This is a genomic window from Streptomyces noursei (genome assembly GCF_001646665.1).
In the GTDB taxonomy this organism is placed as follows: domain Bacteria; phylum Actinomycetota; class Actinomycetes; order Streptomycetales; family Streptomycetaceae; genus Streptomyces; species Streptomyces lavendulocolor.
In genome coordinates this window covers 205,028-227,808 of the sequence record NZ_LWBU01000373.1, presented here as the reverse complement: position 1 = coordinate 227,808, position 22,781 = coordinate 205,028, and the positions used below count along the sequence as shown (strand labels likewise).

The 22,781-nt window shown below is 72.9% G+C and carries 21 protein-coding genes; 11 read left to right on the top strand and 10 right to left on the bottom strand.

The genetic code is table 11. The features are described from left to right. Positions 1–2: 2 nt before the first annotated feature. The 4 genes from A4V12_RS29125 to A4V12_RS39585 all read right to left on the bottom strand — a co-directional run bounded on the left by A4V12_RS29125 (position 3) and on the right by A4V12_RS39585 (position 4,688). Positions 3–1,007 (bottom strand): MlaE family ABC transporter permease, encoded by a 1,005-nt coding sequence (locus A4V12_RS29125; protein ID WP_423564064.1) that lies wholly within the window; start codon positions 1,005–1,007, stop codon positions 3–5. Between the two features lie 215 nt (positions 1,008–1,222). Beyond that, positions 1,223–2,206: an ABC transporter ATP-binding protein gene (locus A4V12_RS29120; RefSeq protein WP_064072490.1), complete on the bottom strand. Its 984-nt coding sequence runs from the start codon at positions 2,204–2,206 to the stop codon at positions 1,223–1,225. A 188-nt stretch (positions 2,207–2,394) separates the two neighbouring features. Continuing rightward, on the bottom strand, positions 2,395–3,918 hold the full coding sequence (locus tag A4V12_RS29115; protein WP_159028951.1) for a DUF6801 domain-containing protein: 1,524 nt from the start codon (positions 3,916–3,918) through the stop codon (positions 2,395–2,397). Positions 3,919–4,034: 116 nt separating this feature from the next. After that, the gene (locus tag A4V12_RS39585; RefSeq protein WP_064072416.1) at positions 4,035–4,688 is read right to left on the bottom strand and encodes a hypothetical protein; all 654 of its coding nucleotides are present in this window, start codon (positions 4,686–4,688) and stop codon (positions 4,035–4,037) included. 513 nt (positions 4,689–5,201) lie between these two features. Between A4V12_RS39585 and A4V12_RS29105 the strand changes: the two genes are divergently transcribed. Together A4V12_RS29105 and A4V12_RS29100 are read left to right on the top strand one after the other, a co-directional pair. Then, entirely contained in the window at positions 5,202–6,431 is a 1,230-nt protein-coding gene (locus tag A4V12_RS29105) for a helix-turn-helix domain-containing protein (protein WP_064072415.1), read from the top strand. Positions 6,432–6,648: 217 nt separating this feature from the next. Beyond that, on the top strand, positions 6,649–6,909 hold the full coding sequence (locus A4V12_RS29100; RefSeq protein WP_064072414.1) for a hypothetical protein: 261 nt from the start codon (positions 6,649–6,651) through the stop codon (positions 6,907–6,909). A 56-nt stretch (positions 6,910–6,965) separates the two neighbouring features. Here the strand turns inward: A4V12_RS29100 and A4V12_RS29095 are convergent, their stop codons facing one another. Continuing rightward, a complete protein-coding gene (locus A4V12_RS29095) occupies positions 6,966–7,184 on the bottom strand; it encodes a DUF2283 domain-containing protein (RefSeq protein ID WP_064072489.1) in 219 nt (72 codons plus the stop codon). Between the two features lie 14 nt (positions 7,185–7,198). Beyond that, positions 7,199–7,690, bottom strand: coding sequence for a YchJ family protein (locus tag A4V12_RS29090; RefSeq protein WP_079137419.1), 492 nt, complete (start codon positions 7,688–7,690; stop codon positions 7,199–7,201). A 130-nt stretch (positions 7,691–7,820) separates the two neighbouring features. Between A4V12_RS29090 and tgmA the strand changes: the two genes are divergently transcribed. From tgmA to A4V12_RS29075, 3 genes are all read left to right on the top strand, one after another. Continuing rightward, positions 7,821–8,015 carry a putative ATP-grasp-modified RiPP gene (gene tgmA, locus A4V12_RS29085; RefSeq protein ID WP_064072488.1) on the top strand — a complete coding sequence of 65 codons (195 nt, stop codon included), beginning with the start codon at positions 7,821–7,823 and terminating at the stop codon, positions 8,013–8,015. A gap of 22 nt (positions 8,016–8,037) precedes the next feature. Beyond that, positions 8,038–8,976, top strand: a complete 939-nt coding sequence (gene tgmB / locus A4V12_RS29080; protein WP_064072412.1) for an ATP-grasp ribosomal peptide maturase — start codon at positions 8,038–8,040, stop codon at positions 8,974–8,976. A 125-nt stretch (positions 8,977–9,101) separates the two neighbouring features. Continuing rightward, positions 9,102–10,874 carry a hydroxysqualene dehydroxylase gene (locus A4V12_RS29075; protein WP_064072411.1) on the top strand — a complete coding sequence of 591 codons (1,773 nt, stop codon included), beginning with the start codon at positions 9,102–9,104 and terminating at the stop codon, positions 10,872–10,874. 5 nt (positions 10,875–10,879) lie between these two features. Here the strand turns inward: A4V12_RS29075 and A4V12_RS29070 are convergent, their stop codons facing one another. Beyond that, entirely contained in the window at positions 10,880–11,812 is a 933-nt protein-coding gene (locus A4V12_RS29070; protein ID WP_234372366.1) for a LysR family transcriptional regulator, read from the bottom strand. Between the two features lie 127 nt (positions 11,813–11,939). On the opposite strand from A4V12_RS29070, the gene A4V12_RS29065 reads away from it, so the two are divergent. The 3 genes from A4V12_RS29065 (at position 11,940) to A4V12_RS29055 (ending at position 16,836) form a co-directional block, all read left to right on the top strand. Then, positions 11,940–13,307, top strand: a complete 1,368-nt coding sequence (locus tag A4V12_RS29065) for a serine hydrolase domain-containing protein (protein ID WP_079137418.1) — start codon at positions 11,940–11,942, stop codon at positions 13,305–13,307. A 250-nt stretch (positions 13,308–13,557) separates the two neighbouring features. Then, a complete protein-coding gene (locus A4V12_RS29060; protein WP_064072408.1) occupies positions 13,558–14,880 on the top strand; it encodes a 6-phospho-beta-glucosidase in 1,323 nt (440 codons plus the stop codon). Between the two features lie 57 nt (positions 14,881–14,937). Next, entirely contained in the window at positions 14,938–16,836 is a 1,899-nt protein-coding gene (locus A4V12_RS29055) for a M64 family metallopeptidase (protein WP_064072407.1), read from the top strand. Here the strand turns inward: A4V12_RS29055 and A4V12_RS29050 are convergent. From A4V12_RS29050 to A4V12_RS29040, 3 genes are all read right to left on the bottom strand, one after another. Further along, on the bottom strand, positions 16,833–17,621 hold the full coding sequence (locus A4V12_RS29050) for an SAM-dependent methyltransferase (protein ID WP_064072406.1): 789 nt from the start codon (positions 17,619–17,621) through the stop codon (positions 16,833–16,835). The two genes, A4V12_RS29055 and A4V12_RS29050, sit on opposite strands and share 4 nt — an antisense overlap. 238 nt (positions 17,622–17,859) lie before the next feature. Continuing rightward, the gene (locus A4V12_RS29045) at positions 17,860–18,105 is read right to left on the bottom strand and encodes a DUF397 domain-containing protein (RefSeq protein ID WP_064072405.1); all 246 of its coding nucleotides are present in this window, start codon (positions 18,103–18,105) and stop codon (positions 17,860–17,862) included. After that, positions 18,106–18,969, bottom strand: coding sequence for a helix-turn-helix domain-containing protein (locus tag A4V12_RS29040; RefSeq protein WP_064072404.1), 864 nt, complete (start codon positions 18,967–18,969; stop codon positions 18,106–18,108). A gap of 214 nt (positions 18,970–19,183) precedes the next feature. Between A4V12_RS29040 and A4V12_RS29035 the strand changes: the two genes are divergently transcribed. From A4V12_RS29035 to A4V12_RS29025, 3 genes are all read left to right on the top strand, one after another. Beyond that, positions 19,184–19,651 (top strand): ATP-binding protein, encoded by a 468-nt coding sequence (locus A4V12_RS29035; protein ID WP_064072403.1) that lies wholly within the window; start codon positions 19,184–19,186, stop codon positions 19,649–19,651. A gap of 5 nt (positions 19,652–19,656) precedes the next feature. Beyond that, on the top strand, positions 19,657–20,079 hold the full coding sequence (locus A4V12_RS29030) for a hypothetical protein (protein WP_064072402.1): 423 nt from the start codon (positions 19,657–19,659) through the stop codon (positions 20,077–20,079). A gap of 788 nt (positions 20,080–20,867) precedes the next feature. Next, positions 20,868–22,679, top strand: coding sequence for a S8 family peptidase (locus tag A4V12_RS29025; RefSeq protein WP_199831415.1), 1,812 nt, complete (start codon positions 20,868–20,870; stop codon positions 22,677–22,679). Positions 22,680–22,781 lie beyond the last annotated feature (102 nt).

Genomic DNA, 22,781 nt, shown 5'->3' with positions numbered 1-22,781 from the left:
CGTCAGGCCCCCTTCGCCGGGACGACCTGGAGGTAGATCGCGGTGAGGACCATGTTGACGAAGAAGAGGAGGAGGAAGGTGATGACGACGGACTGGTTGACCGCGTCGCCGACCCCCTTCGGACCGCCGCGCGGGTTGAGGCCCCGGTGGGCGGCGACGATGCCGGCGAGGAACCCGAAGATCAGCGCCTTGATCTCGCTGATCCACAGGTCGGGGAGCTGGGCGAGGGCGGAGAAGCTGGCGAGGTACGCGCCGGGGGTGCCGTCCTGCATGATCACGTTGAAGAAGTAGCCGCCCAGGGTGCCGACGACGGAGACCATGCCGTTGAGCAGGACGGCGACGAGCATGGTGGCGAGGACGCGCGGGACGACCAGGCGCTGGACGGGTGAGACACCCATGACCTCCATGGCGTCCAGTTCCTCCCGGATCTTGCGGGAGCCGAGGTCGGCGCAGATGGCGGAGCCGCCGGCCCCGGCGATCAGCAGGGCGACGATCAGCGGGCTGGCCTGCTGGATGACGGCGAGGACGCTGGCCCCGCCGGTGAACGACTGGGCGCCGAGCTGCTGGGTGAGCGAGCCGACCTGGAGGGCGATGACCGCGCCGAACGGGACGGAGACCAGCGCGGCGGGCAGGATGGTGACGCTCGCGACGAACCAGAACTGTTCGACGAACTCGCGGAACTGGAACGGCCGCCGGAACATGTCGCGTGCCACGGTGGCGGCGAGCGCGAACAGCCGGCCCGTCTCCCGCAGCGGCGCGAGCGCCCGCGTGGGGGGCCGGTACGGGGCGGACCCGACGCCGGCGCCCGCGTCCGCGTCGGTCCGTGTCGCCGGGCCGCGGCGCCGCCGGGCCCCCGGGTGGGCGCGGTGTGCGTCCGCGGCCGCCGGGGGGCCGCTGTGGTGCGGGGGCGGTTCCGGGTGGGGGCGGGCGTCGGTGGGTGCCTGGGCGAGGGGGTGTGCGGCGGGTTCGTGCGGGTGGCCGCCGGTGGCTCCGCGCGGGAGCGGCACGGTGGGGGCCGGGTCGGCGGCGGGCGGGAGGGTGTGTGGCGTCTGCGTGGCCGGCCCCGGGGCGGGGCCGCCGCCCGGCGCGGGCACCGGGGGCGGCGAGGGCGGCGGGGTGGTGTCCGGGCCGGTTTCCGGTGACGGGGTGGTGGTTTGCCCGGGGACGCCCGGTGACGGGGTGGGGGACGCTCCGGGACGGCCGGCGCGCGGGTGCTCGGCGGTCATGAGACGGCACCGCCGGCCGTCCCCGCCGGGGCGTAGCTCCGCAGGATCGCGTCCCTCGCGGGCTCCGGCAGGTGGGGCAGCATCGCGAGCACCCGTTCCCGGCGGCGCAGCACGGCGGCACGGGGCGGCAGGCCGGGCGACGGCTCCAGTTGGGGGGCGAGGACCCGGGGGGCGTACGAGGTGGACGTGCGCTGCTCGCGCGCCAGCGTCGCGGCGTCCTTCTCCTCCGACATGCCGATGGGGCCTTCGCGCCGGCCGCCGAGGAACTGCGCCACGACCGGCTCGTCGCTGGTGAGCAGGACCTCGCGCGGACCGAAGGTGACGAGGTTGCGCCGGAAGAGCATGCCCATGTTGTCCGGGACGGTCGCCGCGATGTCGAGGTTGTGGGTGACGATGAGCATCGTCGCGTCGATCTGCGCGTTGAGGTCGATCAGCAGTTGCGAGAGGTAGGCCGTACGGACGGGATCCAGCCCGGAATCGGGCTCGTCGCAGAGGATGATCTGCGGGTCGAGGACGAGGGCGCGCGCCAGGCCGGCGCGTTTGCGCATGCCGCCGGATATCTCCCCGGGCAGTTTCCCCTCGGCGCCGAGGAGTCCGACCATCTCCATCCGCTCCATGACGACGCGGCGGATTTCGGTCTCCTTCTTGCGGGTGTGCTCGCGCAGCGGGAAGGCGATGTTGTCGAACAGCGACATCGAGCCGAAGAGCGCCCCGTCCTGGAACATCAGGCCGAACAGTTTGCGTGTCTCGTAGATGTCGCGCTCGGGGCTGTTCACCATGTCGACGCCGTCGATGAGGACGCGTCCTCGCTCCGGTTTCAGCAGTCCGATGAGGGACTTGAGGAACACGGTCTTTCCGGTGCCCGAGGGCCCGAGCATCACACTGACCTCGCCGGCGGGCAGGGTCAGGGTGACGTCCTGCCAGACATTCTGTTTGCCGAAGGATTTGGTGAGTCCTTCGACGACCACTTCTGTTCCCACCACAACTCCCAGGTCCCGCTCTTGCTGAGGAAGTGACAAAAGTGCGCCGGGGGCCGCACGTTACGGTCACTCCGAGGACTACGACAAGCGCCGCGCACGACGTGTTCGGAGTGACCGAATGGTTTGTCACCGCATGACAAAGCGGCTCCGTCCATTTGTCGCCGTGTGCGCAGGGGCGCCCGGCCGGCTCACCTCTCGGGTTTCGGCTTCGGCGGGTCGGGGCAGAATTCCGGCTGGCCCGGGGAGCACAGCACGCCCTGGGTCATCTTCACGTGGTTCCCGCCCCCGGACAGGGCGGCCGTGAACAGCCGGTCGAGGTCCTCCGTGACCCCGCAGCCGCTGAATTCCGGAATGGTGGCCGTGCCGGTCAGCGGGCCGCCGGTGACCACGGTGTACCCGTGCGGCCGGCCCTCGGCGTCGTACCAGCCGCGGCCGGTGAGGGACAGGTCCATGGGGCGGGCGGTGCGGCATGCGGGTCCGACGTCGAGCGGGGTCCCGTTCACCTTCACGTCGCGCAGCCGCACCCACAGTTTCGCGGTTCCCTTCGTCACCTCGGAGAACTGGCCGTCGGGCGAGAAATAGCTTCCGGTGGCGATCTCCATGGGCGCGTCCAGGGTGAGTTCCGCGGTGGCGGTCGTCGGCATGAATCCGAAGGTGAGGAACGTCGAGGGCACCGGCGGCAATTGGGGTTTTCCTCCGTAGGAGAACGTGGCGTCGCTGTACATGGTGAAGACGAGTCCGTCGTCGCGGGGGCACTGGTAGGTCTGGGTGGCCTTGGCCATGCCGACCTTCATCAGCCCCGGGTCCTTGATGTACATGGCCGAGCCGAGTTTCAGGACGTTGGCGAAGCCGGCGATCCAGCCGTGGCTCGGGACCGGGTCCTGGGTGGTGGGGGGCAGTTCCACGCACTCGTCGGCCGGACCGGCCCGGCGGCCCGGGTCCTCTCCGGCGGCCGGCGGGCGCGCCGGTCCCGGGGGCGTGGCGCCGCCCCGGCCGCCCGGCGGCGCGGGTTCGTCCACGCCCGGCGGCGGTTCGTCAACGGCCGGCGGCCGCTCGTCCGCGCCGGGCACCGCGAGGACCGCGACTCGGCCGATGGCCAGGTCCTGGCCGGTCTCCGGCTCGCAGGTGACGGAGAGGCCGGGCGGTGCGGTCGGGGTGTTGTCGGCCCTGCGCAGGAGCAGGTCCAGGGTGACGGGGCCGGTGGAGAAGGTGAGGTCGCCGCCCGACGAGGCGGTCACCGCGGGCACGGCGCCCGCGCCCTCGACGGTGTGCGGCCCGGTGGCCGGCAGGGCCCGGTCCGGGGCGGTCAGCTGGGTCCACGGCAGGTCCGCGGAGTCGGTGCCCTGCGTCACCCGCCCGGCGAGGCGCACCGCTCCGTGCGCCGTCGTCGCGCCGGTGGCGGCGAGCCGGGCGACCGCCTCCGCGGGCAGTTCGACGGCGACCCGCACGTCCGCGGGCCGCACCGGCCGGCCGGCCGCGACCTGCCGCGGCAGGGCTGCCGCGACCCTCACGCGCGCCGGGTGCGTGCCGCCCGGCAGGGCGCACCGGTAGCCGAAGTCCGCCCGCACGGGCCGTACGCCCTCGTCCACCGCGATCACGGCGCCGGTCCCGGTGCCGGGGACGAGCCCCGCCACGAGGACCACGGCCCCGATCGACGCGGTCCGCGCCCAGGTCCGCCGGGCCCGGTTCCCGCCACTCGCGCTGCTGCCCATCGCTCCCCCCACGTCGCCCGCTGCTGTCGGTCCGGCGCCGGCGCGGGACCGCCGCGTGGCCGTGCGGCCGGTGTCCGCCGGCCGCACGACCCGCTTCCGGTGCGCCCGCGCGGTGCTTACGGGCTGGTGACCGTGATGATCGGCGTCACCTGGTACTTGGCGCCGAACTTGGCCTTGTCACCGGTCTTGATCAGTCCGGCGCACGAGCCGGAGGCGCTGGTCACCGTGAGCGCGGGGGTGGCGTCGGGCACGATCTCCAGCACACCGGAGGCGTTGGTGTAGGTGCCGGTGTTGGCGGACCCTTCGATGGTCGCGTTGCAGGTGCCCAGGAGGCTGGTGCCGGTGAGGGTGACCTTGATCCCGGTGAGCGTGCCCTTGGTGACACCGGAGCCGTAGGACACCCCGTTGAGCTTCATCGGCTGGACGGACTGCGAGACCCACTTCGATCCCAGCGGGCCGTTGCACTTGGTGGTGGAGGTGCCGAACGTGGCGCTGCCGATGGTGGCCAGACCGGCGCCGCTCGCGTACACGCCGTCGACGGCCGTCCCGCTCGCGGCGTAGACGGAACAGGTGATGGTGGCGCCGGTGGTGACGTTGGTGAGGACGGCGTTGGCGGCGGCGACGTTCGTGGCGGTGAAGGCGTCGTTGGCGGCCGGGTTGCTGACGGTCCACTGGGCCTGGGGGGCGGCCGAGGCGGTCGTCGCGGAGACTCCCGCGGCGGCCAGTAATGCGGCGGCGGAAATGGCGGAGATTCTGGTAATGCGTCGCACGGGCTGTTCCCTCCTGAGGGATGGGGCGTACCTGATGACCGCTTCTCCACCTCGTGTATGCGGCTCGTACACGCGGGGAAATGCGGTGGCGGCTCAATTCACGGAACGCGGGGCCTGATAAGGAAGGCCACCAGGTCGAGCACCTTGCGCGAATGACGCTACGAGCGAGTAACCGGCCGCGCAATACTCGCCCGTAAGTTTTCCCCGACACTCTTACCGGCGGGTATTTTCTTGTCGCCGGGGCAACAGATCACGGGGGTTTCTTGTCCGGGAGTGAGCACTCCCGCCCCTTCGCCGCCGCCCCGGCCGTCCCGGCGGCGGGCCGACGGTCGGGCTTCGGCCAGATACGCGCGGCGCGCCCGCGGCCATGGTCGCAACTGATGCGCGGTGCACGGGGCTTGGTCTATGTTCAGCACCCACGAAGTGCTCAACCCCGTCCTGTGGGAGCGCTTCCCCCCACGCGCCCCCGCACCACCTCCCCACCGGCCCGCCGGAGAAGGAGGGGCAACCGCCATGCCCCGGTCCACCACCCAGCCGTCGGACGCGGGCGAGCCACTGGGGCCGCTCCCCCAGGAGTTCGCCGCCATCATCCGGCCCGAACTGCCCAGTCTCATCCAGGAGATCGGCATCGAGGTCACGCGCGCCTACCCCGAGTACGCCCGTCTCCTCAACGGCCCCTACGGCCAGGCGATCCGCCTCGGCGTGGAGCAGAACATCTCCGCCTTCGTCGAGCAGGTCGCCTCTCCCTCGGCCCCCACGACGCTGCGGGACGAGATGTGCCGACGGTTCGGCCGGTTCGAGGCGTACGAGGGGCGCAGCATGGAGACCTTGCAGGGCGCCTACCGCCTGGGCGCCCGGGTGGCGCTGCGCCGCGCGAAGAAGGTGGGCCGGCGCTACAACCTCTCCCCCTCCCTGATGCTCAGCTTCGCCGACGCCCTCTTCGCGTACGTCGACGAGCTGGAGTCCCTGTCCCGCGAGGGCTACGTGCAGGTGCGGGCGGAGACGGTGGAGGAGACCGAGGCGTTACGCAGGCGGCTGCTGCACCTCGTCCTCGCCGGGCCGCCCGTGCCGCGCGCGGCCGTCGCCGAGCTGGCCGAGCAGACCGGCTGGCCGCTGCCCGACCGCGTCACGCTCGTCGCCCTGCGCCCGCCGGCCCGGCTCTCACGGTCGGGGAAACTCGACAACGATGTCCTGGTCGACCTGAGCGATCCCCAGCCGCACCTGCTCCTTCCCGGGCCGCTGGACGAGGCGCGAAGACGGGATCTCGAAGCGGCGCTGCCCTCGACCCGCGGCGCGGTCGGCCTGACCGTCCCGACCGCCTCCGCCGCCGACTCGCTCCGCTGGGCCCGGCGCGTGCTGGAGCTGATCGACGCGGGGGTCGTCGAGGACGCCCCGCTCACCCTGGCGACGGACCATCTGATCACCCTCTGGCTGCTGGCCGACCCCGCCCTGGTGGACCAGCTCGCCGAGCGGGAGCTCGCCCCGCTCGCCGGGCTCACCCCCACCCGCCGCGACCGGCTCATCGAGACCCTGCGCATCTGGCTGGACACCCGGGGCACCGCCGCCCAGATGGGCGAGCTGCTCGACGTCCACCCGCAGACCGTGCGCTACCGGATGCGGAACCTGGAGGCGCGTTTCGGCGGACGGCTCGCCGACCCCCGTTCGCGCTTCGCCACCGAGGCGGTGCTGCGGGCGCTGCACCTGCGCGCCGCGGAGACGGGCGGCCGGCGCGGCGGCAGCTGAACTCCCGCGGCGGAACCGGGCTTTCCGTTCCTGATCATCCGGCGCGCCGAGAGGACCGGCTCCGCTCCCCCAACCGAAAAAGTACGGTCCGCGGGGCAAACGGTTGCAGCACAGATACAAACCCTTGGGGAAAACGCGAACCTCATGCTGTACCCATGGAGGGAGCACAGCAAACAGACGACTGCCACAAGCAGGCTTGAGCACTGAAGGACTCCACGTGACCGCGTCGCCCCTCGTCCCCGTCCCGATCCCCGACCGGGTCGCCGCCCTCATCGGGTCGTGCATGCCGATCGGCATCCTTCAGGCGGAGGTCGACGCCGAGTGCGCCGCCCGCGAGGTGTACCGGTTCCGTGCGCCGCTGTGTGCCGAGGACCAGGCGGACCGGGAGCACGCGCTGGCGGCGCTGGCCCGGGCGAACAAGGTGCTGGGCGCGTACAACCCGGGCCTGCTGCTGCGGCCGGGGGCGTCCTGGCGCTGACGGGGCCGGTCCAGGGGCGTCCCGCCGGTCCGGCCCGGGCCGGCGGGGCGCCCCTCTCATGTGCCGGCCCGCGCGAGGGTCTGAGGGGTGAGGCCGGCGCGGGCGCCGACGACCTCGACGCCCAGCAGCCGGCCCGCCGCGTCGAAGTCCAGGATCAGGTCGGTCTCCCCGCCGGGGCCGGGCACGGTGACCTGCCGGACGGCGGAGCCGGCCTCGACGTGTGCGACGAGCCGCACGTAGGCGGTGTCGTTCTCCGGGTCGTGCGTGATGTGCACGGTGCGGTCCTCCCTCACGCCCGGTCCGGCGTGTCGTCGTCCCCGTCCACGTACACCCACGCACCGCCGGCCTTCTCGAAGCGGCTGTGCTCGCGCATCGTGCCGGCCTCGCCCCGGTGGGTGTAGTGGGCGGCGAAGGTGACCGTGCCGGCGGTGTGGAAGAAGGTGCCGTCCGTGGCGCCGAGGATCTCCAGGCCGGTCCAGCGCATGTCGGGGTCGAAGTCGACGCCGCCGGGGCGGGTGGCGGGCGCCCAGGTGCGCAGCAGGTAGGGCTCGTCGTGGACGGCGAAGGCGCTGTAGCGGGAGCGCATCAGCAGTTCCGCAGTCGGGGCGAGGGCTTCACCGGTGTGAAACCGGCCACAACAGGCCGCATAGGAAGCGGGCAGTCCGCATGGGCAGGGGTCCTCGGCACGGACCCCGGGCGCGGACCGCGGACGGCCCGCGGGGCGTGCGTCGCGGGAGGTGGGACGGGGGGTGGGGCGGCGGGCGGAGGTGCGTCGGGACATGCGTCCCATTCTGCCGGTCGGCTCCGGGTGCGTGCGGTGGTGTCCGGACGGTGACGGACGGTAGTGAGATCAGGGCACTTCGACCGCGTACCGTCACATGTACCGAGGTTGACGAGTGATGGAGGGGATCATGCAGCCGTTCGCGTGCAGCTACGCGCGTCCGCAGAAGGCTTCGGAGGACGTCGGCACTCTCTATGTGTACGACCCGGCGCTCCAGCTGAACGTCCTGCCCGACGGGCGCCCGGCGATCAGCGACCGCGCGGTACTGCTGGCCGCCGGCACGACGACGTCCACCGCCGGTTCCCAGACGCACTTCGACGACTGAGCGACCCGGTCGGCACGCGCTGATGACCGTTCTGATCCTGACGTGCCCTCAGGACGTCACGGCGGACCTGGTGGTGGCCGAGCTGCACGAGCGGGGAGTGCCGCTGGTGCGCCTGGACCCCGCCGATCTGCCCGGTGGGGCCGACCTGTCGGCCGAGTACGTCCACGGGGACTTCCACTGCTACCTGTCCGCGCAGGGGCGCATGGTCAGCTCCCGGGCCCTGCGCTCCGTCTGGGTGCGCAGGCCCGGCGAGCCGGCGGCCCACGCGCCGGACACGTCGGCGTGGTTGAGCGCCGAGACGGCGCAGGCGCTGTACGGGATGCTGTACTCCACGACCGCGCGGTGGATGAACCACCCGCGGCAGGCGGCGCAGGCCCGGTACAAGCCCTGGCAGCTGCGGGTCGCGCACCACAGCGGGTTCGCGGTGCCGCCCACGCTCGTCACCACCTTCCCGCGGGTGGCGGAGGAGTTCACGGCGCGGTACGGCCGGGTCGTCGTCAAGTCCCTGTCGGGGCCGCCGCGTACCGACCCGCCGGTCGCCCTGCCCACCACCCTGGTGGAGCCGGGCACGGACTTCGCCGGGGTGGCGGCCGGGCCGACGCTGTTCCAGAGTTACGTGGCCAAGCGGGCCGACGTCCGGCTCACCTGTGTCGGCGGGCGGCTGTTCGCCGCCCGCAAGACGTCCGCCGACGGGCAGGTCGACGGGCGCTACGGGGACACGGGGCACTCCTGGGAGCCGGTGGAAGTGCCCGACCGGATCGCCCGGCCGGTGCGGGAGTTCATGGACCTGGCGGGACTGGCGTACGCCGCGTTCGACTTCGCCGAGGACGCCGAGGGCGTGTGGTGGTTCCTGGAGTGCAATCAGGGCGGACAGTTCGGCTTCGTGGAGCTGGAGACGGGCCAGCCGATCGCGGGGGCGGTCGCCTCCTGGCTGGGGGCGGCGCCGGTGGGGCACGGCTGACCGGGGCGGGCTGGAACCGGCCATTTGTGCCCGGGAGGGGCGCACGGTGGTTCCGGGGCCGGTGGGGGCGGCCCTAAGCTCCTGCGTCCGACGGGACGTTACCGCGGGTAAGAGGTGGGTGGGGCATGCACCGTACGGGTACGACGCGACGCACCTTCATGGCGGGCGCCACCGCCGTCCCCGGAGCAGGGGGGGGGGGCGTCCTGCCGGCCGCCCCCGCCGCGGCGGCCCCCGCCGCGCCGGGTCCCTCCGTCGCGGTCCTCGGCGGCGGCGTCGCCGGGCTGACGGCCGCGCACGAGCTGGCCGAACGGGGTTTCCGGGTCACCGTCTACGAGCGCCGCGCGCTCGGCGGCAAGGCGCGCAGCATGGACGTGCCGGGCAGCGCGCGGGGCGGGCGCAGACCGCTGCCCGCCGAGCACGGGTTCCGCTTCATCCCGGGCATCTACCACAACCTGCCGGACACGATGCGGCGCATCCCCTTCCCCGGCAACGCGCGCGGGGTCTTCGACAACCTGGTCGCGCCCGGCGAGATGATGTTCGCCCGCACGGGCCGCGAGGACCTGCGGATGCCCATCCCGTGGCCGGGCCACCGGCCGGAGCGGCTCACGCTGGACGAGATCCGCCGGGCCCTCACCGCGCTCGTCGAGACGGCCACCGGACTGCCCCTCCACGAGGGCGCGTACTTCGTCAACCGCGCGCTCGTCTTCCTGACCAGCTGCGACGAGCGGCGGGACACGGTCTGGGAGCGCACGCCCTGGTGGGACTTCACCCGGGCGGCGCGGATGTCGGAGACGTACCAGCGGATCCTGGCCATCGGCGTCACCCGCAACATCGTGGCGACCAAGGCGGAGGAGGCGAGCACCCGGACGGTCGGCACGCTCGGCGAGGCGTTCGTCTTCAACGCGCTGGGCCGCGGCGCGGACGGCCCGCCGGACCGGATCCTCAACGCGCCCACCAACGAGGCGTGGATCGACCCATGGGAGGCCCATCTGCGCGCCCTGGGCGTCGAGTTCCGGATCGGCTGGACCCTGCGCGAGGTGCTGTACGGAGCCGGCCGGGTGACCGGCACGCTGGTCGAGGACCCCGCGGGGGCCCGTACCACCGTCACCGCCGACCACTACGTCTGCGCGCTCCCGGTCGAGCACGCGCGGCGCACCTGGGGCGCGGCGCTGCGGGCGGCGGACCCGCGGCTGGCCCGGTGCGACGGGCTGCGGACCGACTGGATGACGGGCATCCAGTTCTACCTCACCGAGCGGCCGCCGATGGTGCGCGGCCACGTCAACTGCATCGACTCGCCCTGGTCGTTGACGGCGATCGCGCAGGCCGGGCACTGGCCGGGGCGGGACTTCGCCGCCGAGTACGGCGACGGCGCGGCAGTGGAGTGCCTGTCGGTGGACATCTCGGAGTGGGACAGGCCGGGGATCCTGTACGGCAGGACCGCCAAGCAGTGCACCCGCGAGCAGGTGGCCCGCGAGGTGTGGGCGCAGCTCAAGGCGGCCCTCAACGACACGGGCCGCACCGTGCTCAAGGACGGCGCACTGCACTCGTGGTTCCTGGACCCGGGCGTCGACGGCCTCGGCACGCCGAACCCCACCAACGAGGACGAGCTGCTGATCCACCCGGCCGGCACGTTCCACCTCCGCCCGCCGGCGGCCACCGCGGTCCCGAACTTCTTCCTCGCGGGCGACTACGTGTCGGTCGACATCGACCTCGCGACGATGGAGGGCGCGAACGCCGCCGCCCGGCAGGCGGTCAACGCCCTGCTGGACCGCACCGGTTCGGCCGCGCCGCGCTGCACGGTGAAGCCGCTGTTCCGGGCCCCGGAGATCGAGGCGCTCAAGCGGCACGACCGCACGCGCCTGCGGCTGGGGCTGCCCAACGCCCTGGACGTCGGCTGAGACTCTCAGGGCCTCGCCGTACCCAAGTCCCCCACGACCCGGGCAAGCGCCCGGACGGGGGCGAACTCGGTGTCGCTGCGCCAGACCAGGCCCCAACGCAGGCCTGGCCAGTCGTGGATGGGCAGATAGACGATGTCGGGGCGGGCGTGGTACCGGGTGACGTGGGCGCCCAGGCTGTGGATGACGTCCCCGGCGCCGACCTGGGTGAACATGTCGTCCAGGCTCTTGATGACCGGGCTGTGGCGTTCGATCGGGCGGCCGCTGGGGGTGTGGAAGGGCGTGAAGGCGTCCGCCCAGTAATCGGGTCCGGCCGGGCCCTGCCAGATGCCGAAATCGCCGAAGACCTCGAGGGAGACCGATGGCCGCACGGCCAGTTCGTGGTCGTGGGCGACGAGTGCCACCGCGTGCTCGGTGTAGATGACCGGCCCCACCGTGAGGTCGGGCTCCTCCACGGGCAGCCAGGCGACCAGGACGTCGATTTCTCCCCGCCGCAGCGGGCCGAACGCGTCGACGAACGGGTTGTGCCGTATGCGCAGGGCCCATTGCGGGTGGCGGGCGCGGAACGCCTCCCAGTAGGGCCGTAGATCGTGGGCGTTGCTGGGCAGCATGCCCACGCGTACCACCTCGGTCGTGCCCCGCGCGGCGAGCCTCGCCCGCTCCACGCTCTCCCGCAACCCCCGGTAGACCGGCAGCAGGTCCACGCGCAGTTGCTCGCCCAGCGGAGTCAGTCGCACGTTTCGGCTGTTGCGCTCGAACAGCCGCGCCCCGACGCCTCGTTCCTGCTTCTTGAGGGCCTGGCTGACCCGGGCCTGCGACACGTGCAGCCGTTGGGCCGTCCTGCCGAAATGAAGCTCTTCCGCAAGCGTCAGGAAGATCTCGATGTCCCTCAGCTCCACCCGTCCCGTCCCGTCCCCCTCGGTGCCATGACGACGCACCACGATCCATAAGCGGCCGGTTATCCGGCCTTTCGTGATCTCCCGTTGATCCCCCTCCAGCCAGGCGAAATGCTGAAGCGCAGGCCGGACGACCACTCGGCGATCAAAGTAAACACAAGGGGGCGGCGACATGTCACAGGCCATCAGGCAGACCGTGAGCTGGGACGGGCGGGGGAACTGGGCTCTGAGCGGCGGCGCGGACGGTGGGCTTTCGCAAGCGGGGCTGCACCGGATGCGCGAGGTGCTTGCCGGTTACGTCGAGTCCGGGGCGGTTCCCGGACTGGTCGCCCTGGTCGGCAGGGGCGACCAGGTGCACGTCGAGGCGTTGGGCACCCTGCATGCGGCTCATCGATCGGCTCGTCGATCGGATGCTCGATCGGACGGCCCTTCGGGCGGCGGACCGGACGGCGCACTCCACGGTGCATCGGAGGGCGCTCCGGTTGGCGCGCCCATGCGTCGGGACACCCTCTTCCGTATGGCCTCACTGACCAAGCCGGTCACGGCCGCGGCGGTGATGATCCTGGTCGAGGAGTGCCGGCTGCGCCTGGACGACCCGGTCGAGACCTGGCTGCCCGAGCTCGCGAACCGGCGGGTGCTGACGCGGATCGACGCCTCGTTGGACGACACCGTGCCCGCCCGGCGCTCGATCACCGTGCGCGATCTGCTGACCCTGACCTTCGGTTTCGGTCTGGTGCCGGCTCCGCCGGACACGTACCCCATCCAGGTCGCCGTCCGGGAGCGGGGCGTCATCGGCGACGGGACCGCGAACTGGCCGACGGTCGGACCGGACGAGTGGATCGAGCAACTGGCCGCCCTTCCGCTGATGTACCAGCCCGGCGAACGGTGGCAGTACCACGTCGGCTCCGACGTGCTCGGGGTCCTGGTCTCGAGAGTGGCGGGCCGATCCTTCGGGGAGTTCCTGCGCGAGCGGCTGTTCGAGCCACTGGGGATGGTGGACACCGGGTTCCACGTGCCCGCCGACCGGATGCACCGGCTTTCCACCAGCTATGCCCACGACCCGGAGACCGGCGAGCTCACGATCTGGGACGAGGCCGCCGGCGGTAAGTACAGCCGGCCGCCGGTGTTCGAGGCCGGTGGTGACGGTCTGGTCTCCACCGTCGACGACTACCACGCGTTCCACCGGATGCTGCTGAACAAGGGGAGGCACGGAGGCGAGCGCGTCCTCTCCCGCGCCTCGGTCGAGCTGATGACCATGGACCACCTGACGCCGGAGCAGAAAGTCGAGAAGGACCGGTTCGGCGACCTCTTCGGACGGCACGGCGGTTACGGCTTCGGCATGGCGGTGCGCACTCATCGCCGTGACCTCGCGTCCGTGAACCAGTTCGGGTGGGACGGCGGCCTGGGCACGACGGCGTACACCGACCCGGCCGAACGGCTCACCGGGATTCTGCTGACGCAGACGGCCATGGACTGCGCGGACACCCCCCGACTCCACCAGGACTTCTGGACCACCGTCTACCGGACACTCGACGACTGACCACGGGCGGGTGCCGGTCGGTGAACGAATGTTCGTCATACTTTCCGGGAGGACGGCTCAGGGGCCGGCGGTGTACGACTCGGACGGTGTGCCGTCCGCTCGGGGTTCGCGCCGTCCCGCTCCGGCCGGACGCGCCGACTCGACCGGGCGGGAACACCGGATGTACTAGACGAGACGTATCGTCTCGTACGAACGGGTTGGTGGTCAACCGCTGCCGGGCCGCCCCCGCGCCGCCGAGTAGCGTGACGGCATGAAGCTGACGATTCTGGGTGGCGGCGGATTCCGGGTGCCACTGGTGTACCGGGCGCTGCTGGCCGACCACGCGGAGGGCCGGGTCACCCGGGTGACGCTGCACGACGTGGACGCGGACCGGCTGGCGGCGATCGGCGGGGTGCTGGCCGAGCAGGCCCGCGCCGTGCCGGCCGCGCCCGCGGTGAGCGCGACCACCGACCTGGACGAGGCCCTGCGCGGAGCGGACTTCGTCTTCTCGGCCGTCCGCGTCGGCGGACTGGCCGGGCGCGCCGCCGACGAGCGCGTGGCACTCGCCGAGGGCGTGCTCGGCCAGGAGACCGTCGGGGCCGGCGGCATCGCGTACGGGCTGCGCACCGTGCCCGTGGCACTGGACATCGCCCGCCGCGTCGCACGGGTCGCGCCGGACGCCTGGGTCATCAACTTCACCAACCCGGCCGGGCTCGTCACCGAGGCCATGTCCCGGGTCCTGGGCGACCGGGTGATCGGCATCTGCGACTCGCCGGTGGGCCTGGGCCGGCGCGTGGCGCGCGTGCTGGGCGCCGACCCCGGCGACGCCTGGTTCGACTACGTGGGCCTCAACCACCTCGGCTGGCTGCGCGGCGTGCGGGTCGCCGGACGGGACGAGCTGCCCCGGCTGCTCGCGGACACCGAGGCGCTCGGCTCCTTCGAGGAGGGCAGGCTCTTCGGCGCCGACTGGATCCGGTCCCTGGGCGCGATCCCCAACGAGTACCTGCACTACTACTACTTCAACCGCGAGGCGGTACGGGCCTACCGGGAGGCCGGGCGGACCCGCGGGGCGTACCTGCGCGACCAGCAGGCCGCGTTCTACGGCGCGCCGTCCCTCGACAGCTGGCACGCCACCCTCGCCGAGCGCGAGGCCACCTACATGGCGGCCAACCGGGAGGCGGCCGGCGCCGGCGACCGGGCCGAGCAGGACCTGGAGCCGGGCGGCTACGAGCAGGTCGCCCTGGCACTGATGCGGGCCGTCGCCCGCGACGAGCGCGCCACGCTCATCCTGAACGTCCGCAACCGCACCACCCTGTCCGTGCTGGACGCCGACGCGGTGGTCGAGGTGCCCTGCCTCGTCGACGCCAACGGCGCCCATCCGGTGTCGGTGGCACCGCTCCCCCACCACGCGGTCGGGCTGGTGGCGGCGGTCAAGGCGGCCGAGCGCGAGGTGCTGGCGGCGGCGGAGAGCGGGTCCCGCGAGACGGCCGTGAAGGCCTTCGCCCTGCACCCGCTGGTCGACTCGGTGTCGGTGGCGCGACGGCTCCTGGACGCGTACGCGCGAGAGCACCCGGAGCTCGGCCATCTGGCGTGACGATGGCCAACAGCGGTGTCTTTACGGTGCGTTGGGCACACCGTACGCTCCCGCCCCATGGTTGCCCAACGCCTTGCACGAGCCGCCGCGCTGATCGGCGCGGCCTGCCTACTCACCACCGCGCCGGTGGGCTCCGGACCGGCCACCGCCGGGGAACGCCCACCGGTCACCGAGTCCGCCACCGTCGTCCCCGTGCAGACCACGGGCCCCGCGGACAAGCGCTTCAACCTGGTCCTGCTCGGCGACGGCTACACCGCCGGCCAGCTGCCCGAGTTCCGCGCGGACGTCGAGGAGCACCTCAACGTGCTCTGGAGCATCGAGCCGTTCGCCTCCTACCGCTCGTACGTCAACGTGTGGGCCGTCGAGGTGCCCTCCCCCGAGTCCGGGGTGGACTGCGACCCCGGCCTGGACGCGCCGCGCCGGAACACCCCACTGGGGATGGGGTTCTGGGGCGGCTGCGACCCGGGCAGCGTGCAGCGGCTGCTCACCGTGGACAGCGGCGCGGCGAACGCACTCGCCGACCTCGTGCCCGGCTCGACGAGCGGCAACCGGCAGATCGTCGCCCTCGCCAACAGCGACACCTACGGCGGCGCGGGCGGCACGTACGCGACCGCGTCCGGGGGCAACGCCCTGTCGTCCCTGATCACCCCGCACGAGATCGGCCACTCGCTGGGCGGGCTCCAGGACGAGTACGACTACTACGGGCGCGGGGTGCCCGGCGGCACGTACGAGGGCGGCGAGCCGTCGTCGGCCCACCACACCGTGCTCACCGAGCGGCAGATGAGGGACCAGCGGGCCAAGTGGTGGCGCTGGCTCGGCGAGGAGAGCGAGGCGGGCGGCGTCATCGGACGCCACGAGGGCGGGCTGTACGGCACCAAGGGCGTGTGGCGGCCCAGCCGGCACTCGATCATGAAGACGCTCGGGTACGCCTTCGACCAGGTCGGCCGTGAGGTGATGGTCCGGGCGATCTCGTCGAAGGTGAACCTGGTGCAGGGGCACACCCCGCACACCGCGCCGATCGGCGCCGACCGGACGGTGTGGGTGGAGACCCTGCACCCGACGGGCGGCGCGCTGGACGTCACCTGGCGGCTCGACGGGCGCCCCGTGCGGTCGGCGGCCGGTGCTCGCACGGTCGACCTGCGGCGGCTGGACGTGGCCCCCGGCCGGCACACCCTGACCGCGACGGTCACCGACCCCACCCCGTTCGTGCGGGACCCGGCGGTGCGCGGGTCGGCGGCGCTGACCCGCACGGTCACCTGGACGGTGGACACCGCGGTCACCACCCGGCCGGTCCCGGTGGCCGCGGACTTCACCGGGCACACCCCCACCGCGGCGCCCGTCGGGGCCCGTTCCGTCGTGTACGCCGACACCACGCACCCGGACGACCGCACCCTCGCCGTCCAGTGGCGGCTGGACGGCCGCCGGGTGGACGGCGTGGGCGACGACCGCGACCTGGACCTGTCGGCGCTGCGGCTGCGCCCCGGCCGGCCGCACACGCTGACCGCCCGGATCGCGGGCACCGACCGCGAGCTGCGCTGGACGGTCGACGCGACGCCGGCCACCGCCGCGTACGAGCTGTCGCCGCCGCTGCGCACGGTCCACCGCCCGGGCCGCCCGGTGGAGTACGTCTACGACGGCCCGTTCACCATGCGGCTGACCGCCCGCGACGACCGGCCCGGGCACGTCGTCAGCCAGTTCCGGGTGAACGGCGACGGCTGGTACACCTACTACGGCTGGCCGACGGACGCCGGCGCGCCGTTCCGGTTCACCCCGGGCGGCACGGAGATCGACGGACTGGTGTACGGCAAGCTGGGCACCCCGCGCGTGGTGCCGTGGGACGACGCGACGCCCGAGTACGGCACGCACACGGTGGAGTACCGGACGGTCGACTCCGCGGGGAACACCGGCCCGGCGCGGAAGTTCCTCGTCACGCTGGTGCCCCCGGCGGCCCGTTAGGGCTTGCGGGCCACGCCGGCGTACCCGGGGATCGGGGCGTCACCGGCGACCGGTACGACCTCGCCGAGTTCCGGGTGCCAGTCCGCCGTGAGCGAGACCCCGGGCTCGGCGAGCTCCAGCCCCTCGAAGAAGCGGGCGAACTCCTCCCGGGTGCGCGGCCGCAGCGTGAGGCCGCGCCCCCGGTACATCGCCCGGGCCCTGGCGGCGCCCTCGGGGTCGAAGTCGCCGGTGACGTGCGACAGGACGAGGTAACTGCCGGACGGCAGCCGCTCCACGAGCCGCCGGAGCAACTCGTAGGCACCGTCCTCGTCGTCGACGAAGTGCAGCAGGGCGAGCAGGGACAGGGCGATGGGCCGGGTGAAGTCGAGCACCTTGCCCGCCCGTTCGAGGATGCTCTCCGGGTCGCGCGCGTCGGCCTGGATGTACTCGGTGGCGCCCTCGGGCGTGGAGCGCAGCAGCGCCTCGGCGTGGGCGAGGACGATGGGGTCGTTGTCGCAGTAGACGACCCGGGACTCCGGCGCGACCTGCTGGGCGATCTGGTGCAGGTTGGGCTCGGTGGGGATGCCGCTGCCGATGTCCAGGTACTGGCGGACGCCCTGGGCGCCGAGCCAGCGGGTGGCCCGGTGCATGAACGCGCGGTTGACCCGCGCCATGTCACGCCCGCGGGAGTCGATGGTCAGGAGCTGCTTGGCCATCTCCTCGTCGACCGGATAGTTGTCCTTGCCGCCCAGGAACCAGTCGTACATGCGGGCCGGGTGCGGCTTGCTGGTGTCGATCCGGGTCATCTGGCGCTCCCCCTGGTGGCGTGGACGGTGTGGACGGATGCGAGGCAACCGTAAACGTTTCGACGGGTGTTGACGGGTGTTCACGGATCCGGACGGGCGGACGGGTCAGGTCGCGGCCGGTCGATGGGCCGGTCGGGCGGTCCGGGCCGGGCGGGCGGTCGGTCGGGCGGTCCGGGCCGGGCGGGCGGTCGGGCGGTCCGGGCCGGGCGGGCGGTGGGCCGGTCGGGCGGGTGTGGCGTCAGGTGAGGAGGAAGTCCGCCTTGCCCGACTTCGCCCCCTGGATGAATGCGGCGATCTCCCCGTGCGTGTAGATGAGCGCGGGGCCGTCGGGGTCGGCGGACTGCCGGACCGCGACCCGGCCGTCGGCGAGCTTCATGGCCTCGACGCAGTTGCCGCCGTTGCCGCCGCTCCACGGCTTGTGCCACCCCTCGGCCCCGAGCTCGGCGGCGGGCATGCCGTTGTATATGCGCTCTGCGCTATCCATTCACAGCTCCTTGCGGAAATCCCGGAGGATTTCCTTCGTACGTTGTGCTGTGGCGGCCTGCGCCGCCATGCGGTCCATGACCTCGAGGTGCGAGGCCACCTCGGGGCGCGCGTCGAGGTACACCGCGCCGGTCAGGTACTCGCTGTAGACCATGTCCGGGAGTTCCGGCACGGCGAAGCGGAAGAGCACGAACGGCCCGTAGGTGCCGGGATGGTGGCCGGTGGCGAACTCGGCGACCTGGAGGGTGACGTTCGGCAGCTCGGCGGCCTCCAGCAGCCGGTCGATCTGCGCCCGCATCACGGCGGGGCCGCCGCCCACGGGACGGCGCAGCACCGTCTCATCCATGATCACCCAGAATTTCGGGGCGTCGGGGCGGGTGAGCAGGGCCTGCCGCTCCATCCGGAGGGCCACGTGGCGCTCGATGTCGTCGTCGCCGACCTGGCCGACGGCGCCGCCGCGCAGGATGGCCCGCGCGTAGTCCTCGGTCTGGAGGAGACCGGGCACGAACTGCGGCTCGTAGGCCCGGATGACGCTGGCGGCGCCCTCCAGGCTGACGTACATGCTGAACCAGCCCGGCAGGACGTCGTGGAAGCGCTGCCACCAGCCGGGCTTGTTGGCGTCCTCGGCCAGCCGGACGAAGCCCTCCGCCTCGCCGGCGGGCACCCCGTACGCCTGCAGCAGGAGCTGCACGTAAGGGATCTTCAGCGCGACTTCCGCGGTCTCCATCCTGCGGATCGTGGCCGGGGCCACGCGGAGCACCTTGGCGGCCTCCTCCCGCTTCAGGCCCGCCCGCTCCCGCAGATCCTGCAGACGCTTGCCGAGTACGACCTGTCCCACGGTGGGGGCGGACCGCGGCTCGCTCACTTAAGACCTCCCCACGCGCTTTTTTGATGAGTGTGCCATGCGCACGGCAGAGAGCACACCACACTCTGCATTTTTCAGAGTGCCACTTGCCAAGTGTGCGTGTCGGGAGGAAAGTATTCCGGTGAACCAGTTGGTGAACCAGTTCACGCGGCTGCCGCGCTCTGCCACGGGAGAGGCGATGTACGGCGCCGCTCCCCCATGTGAGGAATCGGTCGTGGCTCCTGGTAACGCGCTCACCCCCCCGCTCAGAGCCCCGCGCCCCGCGATCTCCGCCGACGTCCGCCGCTTCTCCTTCGAACTTCCCGCGCGCGCGGAATCCGTCGCCAGGGCCCGGCACCTCGTCGAGGAACGGCTGGTGCTGTGGGAGGTGGACGGCACCGTGTGCGACGCCGTGACACTGGTGGTCTCCGAACTCGTCACCAACGCCGTCGTGCACACCGTGAGCCACCGGGTGGTCTGCGAACTCCGCGACTGCGGCGAGCAGTTGCGCGTCTCCGTCCAGGACGAGGGCTGCCCGGCCGCCGCGCCCCGGCTGCGCCGCGGCTGCGCCGAGGAGGGCGGGCGCGGACTGCTCCTCGTGGACGCCGTCAGCAGCGCGTGGGGCGCGCACCACGCGCGGCACGGAGCCGGGCGTGTCGTCTGGGCCGAACTGGGGCACGGCGGCGCGGCGGGGCCGTGCTGAGGACGATGGCCACGCTGCTCTCGGCGCGTGGCCGGCGGCAGCCGGCGGCCCGGACCGCCGGACCCGGGGGCGAGATCCTGCTGGCACTGCCGCCGTCGCTGCCCGCCACCCTGGGCTGCGACGCCGTGGGCGTGCCCGCGCGGTACGGCTTCCGGCTGCTGTCCCGCCTGCCCGGCGACGGGTGCGTGTTCGCCGACACCGACTGGTGGTGGTGGATCGTCCCCGCCGGCTCGGACGCCGACCTGCGGTGGCCGCTGCCCGCCTGTTACGCGGCGGGCGGGTACGTCCCCGACCGGCGGCCCCGCCTGATCCACCGGCCCGGCACGACGTCGCCGTACACCCCGCCCATCCCGCTGTACCTCATGATCTGCCAGCTCACCGGGGTCGCCCCGGCGTGGAACGTCCCGGGCGTCGGCACCCGGCTCTGACCCCTCCGACCGCCGTGGCCCCGGCCACGGCGGCCGGCTCGCGCGGCCCCGGCTGGGGGGCGGGGCCGCGCGGGCCGCGGGTGCGCGGCGGGGCCCTTCGCGTGTCGCTTGCCCTTGCGGGCGCGTACGGCTCGTGACGGCGACGTCACCGGGGGTGCGCGCTGCGCGGGTGGGTGGGGGCGCGGCCCCTCCGGGCTCACCTCCTCGCGGTCGGCGGGGCACCCTGCCGCGATCCCTTGCCGCTCCTCGCCGCCGACCGCTGCGGGGGCGACCCTGCACGGCCGCGCCCGGCCGCCGGGCGGCTGCGGGACGCGAGCGAGGGCCGGGGGGCGTCGGCCGGCGGGTATCGCGGTGCTCCGACGGGGAGGCGCCCCTGGCCGGCTTCGGGTAGGTCAGGGACCCGGGTGAGGGATACACGCAGGTGGGGAGGGGGATCGCGGGGGTGGCCCGAGGGGTGCGCGGGGGTGACAAGGGTTTTCCCCGTATCGGGGCCGTCGCGGGTTTCCCTACTGTCTGCCGCACCGGCGGTTCCCCTCCACCTGGATGTCAGGTGCATGTAACACACGGGTTCCGCCGGTGACGGTCCCGCCCCAGGGGCCGTCGCGTCGGCGGCGGCGCAACGGGCGTACCCGGCCCGGGGACCACGGACTGCCACCCCCACGGCACGTCCGCGTTCCCCAAGCGCCCGCCGCCCGTCGCGCCCTGCACCGTCAGCCGCTCCGGGAGTCGCCGGAGCTGCCTTGAAAGGGAACACCTTGAACGGTTCCAGGCGGAGACTCATATCCGTCGTGGCGGCGAGCGCCACGATCCTCGGCGTGACCGCCACCTCCGCGGTGGCCCTCGCCACGGAGGCCACCCCCACCCCGAAGCCGGCTGCCCCGGCCTCGCAGGCCATGACCCCGGCCGCGCTGCCGAGCGCGCCGGTGGACAAGGTCATCGTCACCTACAAGTCCCGTACCGCCGAGGCCACGTCGAACGCCGCCGCCAAGAGCGACGCCGCGGCGAAGGCCACCGAGACGGGCGAGAAGCTCAGCTTCGAACGCCGCCTGGCGAGTGGTGCCGCGCTGGTCGACCTCGGCGCGGACACGACCAAGCAGGACGTCACGGAGGTCATGGACGCCTTCCGCGCCGACCCGCAGGTCGCCTCCGTCGAGGCCGACATCCGCGCCTACGCGATGGCCGTCACGCCCAACGACACCGAGTACGCCAAGCAGTGGGACCTCTTCGAGCCCACCGGCGGCATGAACGTGCCCGGCGCCTGGGACAAGACCACCGGCAGCGGCGTCACCGTCGCCGTCATCGACACCGGTGCCGCCGCCCACAGCGACCTGACCGGCAACACGGTCGCGGGCTACGACTTCATCTCCAGCTCGGCCGACGCCCGCGACGGCAACGGCCGTGACGCGGACCCCAAGGACGAGGGCGACTGGAACGCCACCGACGGCGAGTGCGGCACCGGCTCCCGGGCGAGCAACTCCTCGTGGCACGGCACCCACGTCGCCGGCACCATCGCGGCCACCACGCACAACGCCAAGGGCGTCGCGGGCATCGCGTACGGGGCGAAGGTCCAGCACGTCCGTGTGCTCGGCAAGTGCGGCGGCTCGTCCTCCGACATCGCCGACGCGATCACCTGGGCCTCCGGCGGCTCCGTCCCGGGCATCCCGGCGAACCCGAACCCGGCCAAGGTCATCAACATGAGCCTCGGCGGCGCCAGCTCGACCTGCCCGACCGTCTACAAGAACGCCATCGACGGGGCGGTCGCGCGGGGGGCGACCGTCGTCGTCGCGGCGGGCAACAGCAACGCCAACGCGTCCGGCTTCACGCCCGCCAACTGCGCCGGCGTCATCAACGTGGCGTCCACCAGCCGTGAGGGCAACCGTTCGTACTACTCGAACTACGGCTCCATCGTCGACGTCTCGGCCCCGGGCGGTGAGACCCGCCGCGCCACCGACACGCCCGGCACCGTCACCACCCCCGAGAACGGCATCCTCTCCACGCTGAACTCCGGCACGACCACCCAGTCGCTGGAGAACTACAAGCCGTACCAGGGCACTTCGATGGCCGCCCCGCACATCGCCGGGCTCGCCGCGCTGCTCAAGTCGGCCAAGTCGACCCTGACGCCCGCCGAGATCGAGTCCGCGATCAAGACGAACGCCCGTCCGCTGCCCGGCACCTGCACCGGCGGCTGCGGCACCGGCATCGCGGACGCCACCAAGACCGTGAACGCCGTGACCGGTACCACCACCCCCGGTACCGGAGCGGCGTTCACCAACGCGACGAACGTCACCATCTCGGACAACGCCACCGTGACGTCGTCCATCGCCGTCACCGGCCGCACCGGCAACGCCCCCGCCGCCCTCAAGGTCGACGTGGACATCAAGCACACCTGGCGCGGTGACCTGGTCGTCGACCTGGTCGCCCCGGACGGCACCGCGTACCGGCTGAAGAACTCCAGCAGCAACGATTCGGCCGACAACGTCCTCGCCTCGTACACCGTCGACGCCTCCGCCGAGACCGCGAACGGCACCTGGAAGCTGCAGGTCCGGGACGTGGCCTCGGGTGACACCGGCTACATCGACTCGTGGGGACTGACCTTCTGATCGACCGCTAGGACCCACGTCTTCACAGGTCAGGGGCGTGCTCGTGGCAATCCGCCACGAGCACGCCCGCTTGTGTGTTCGTCCACATACCGGACAGGACAC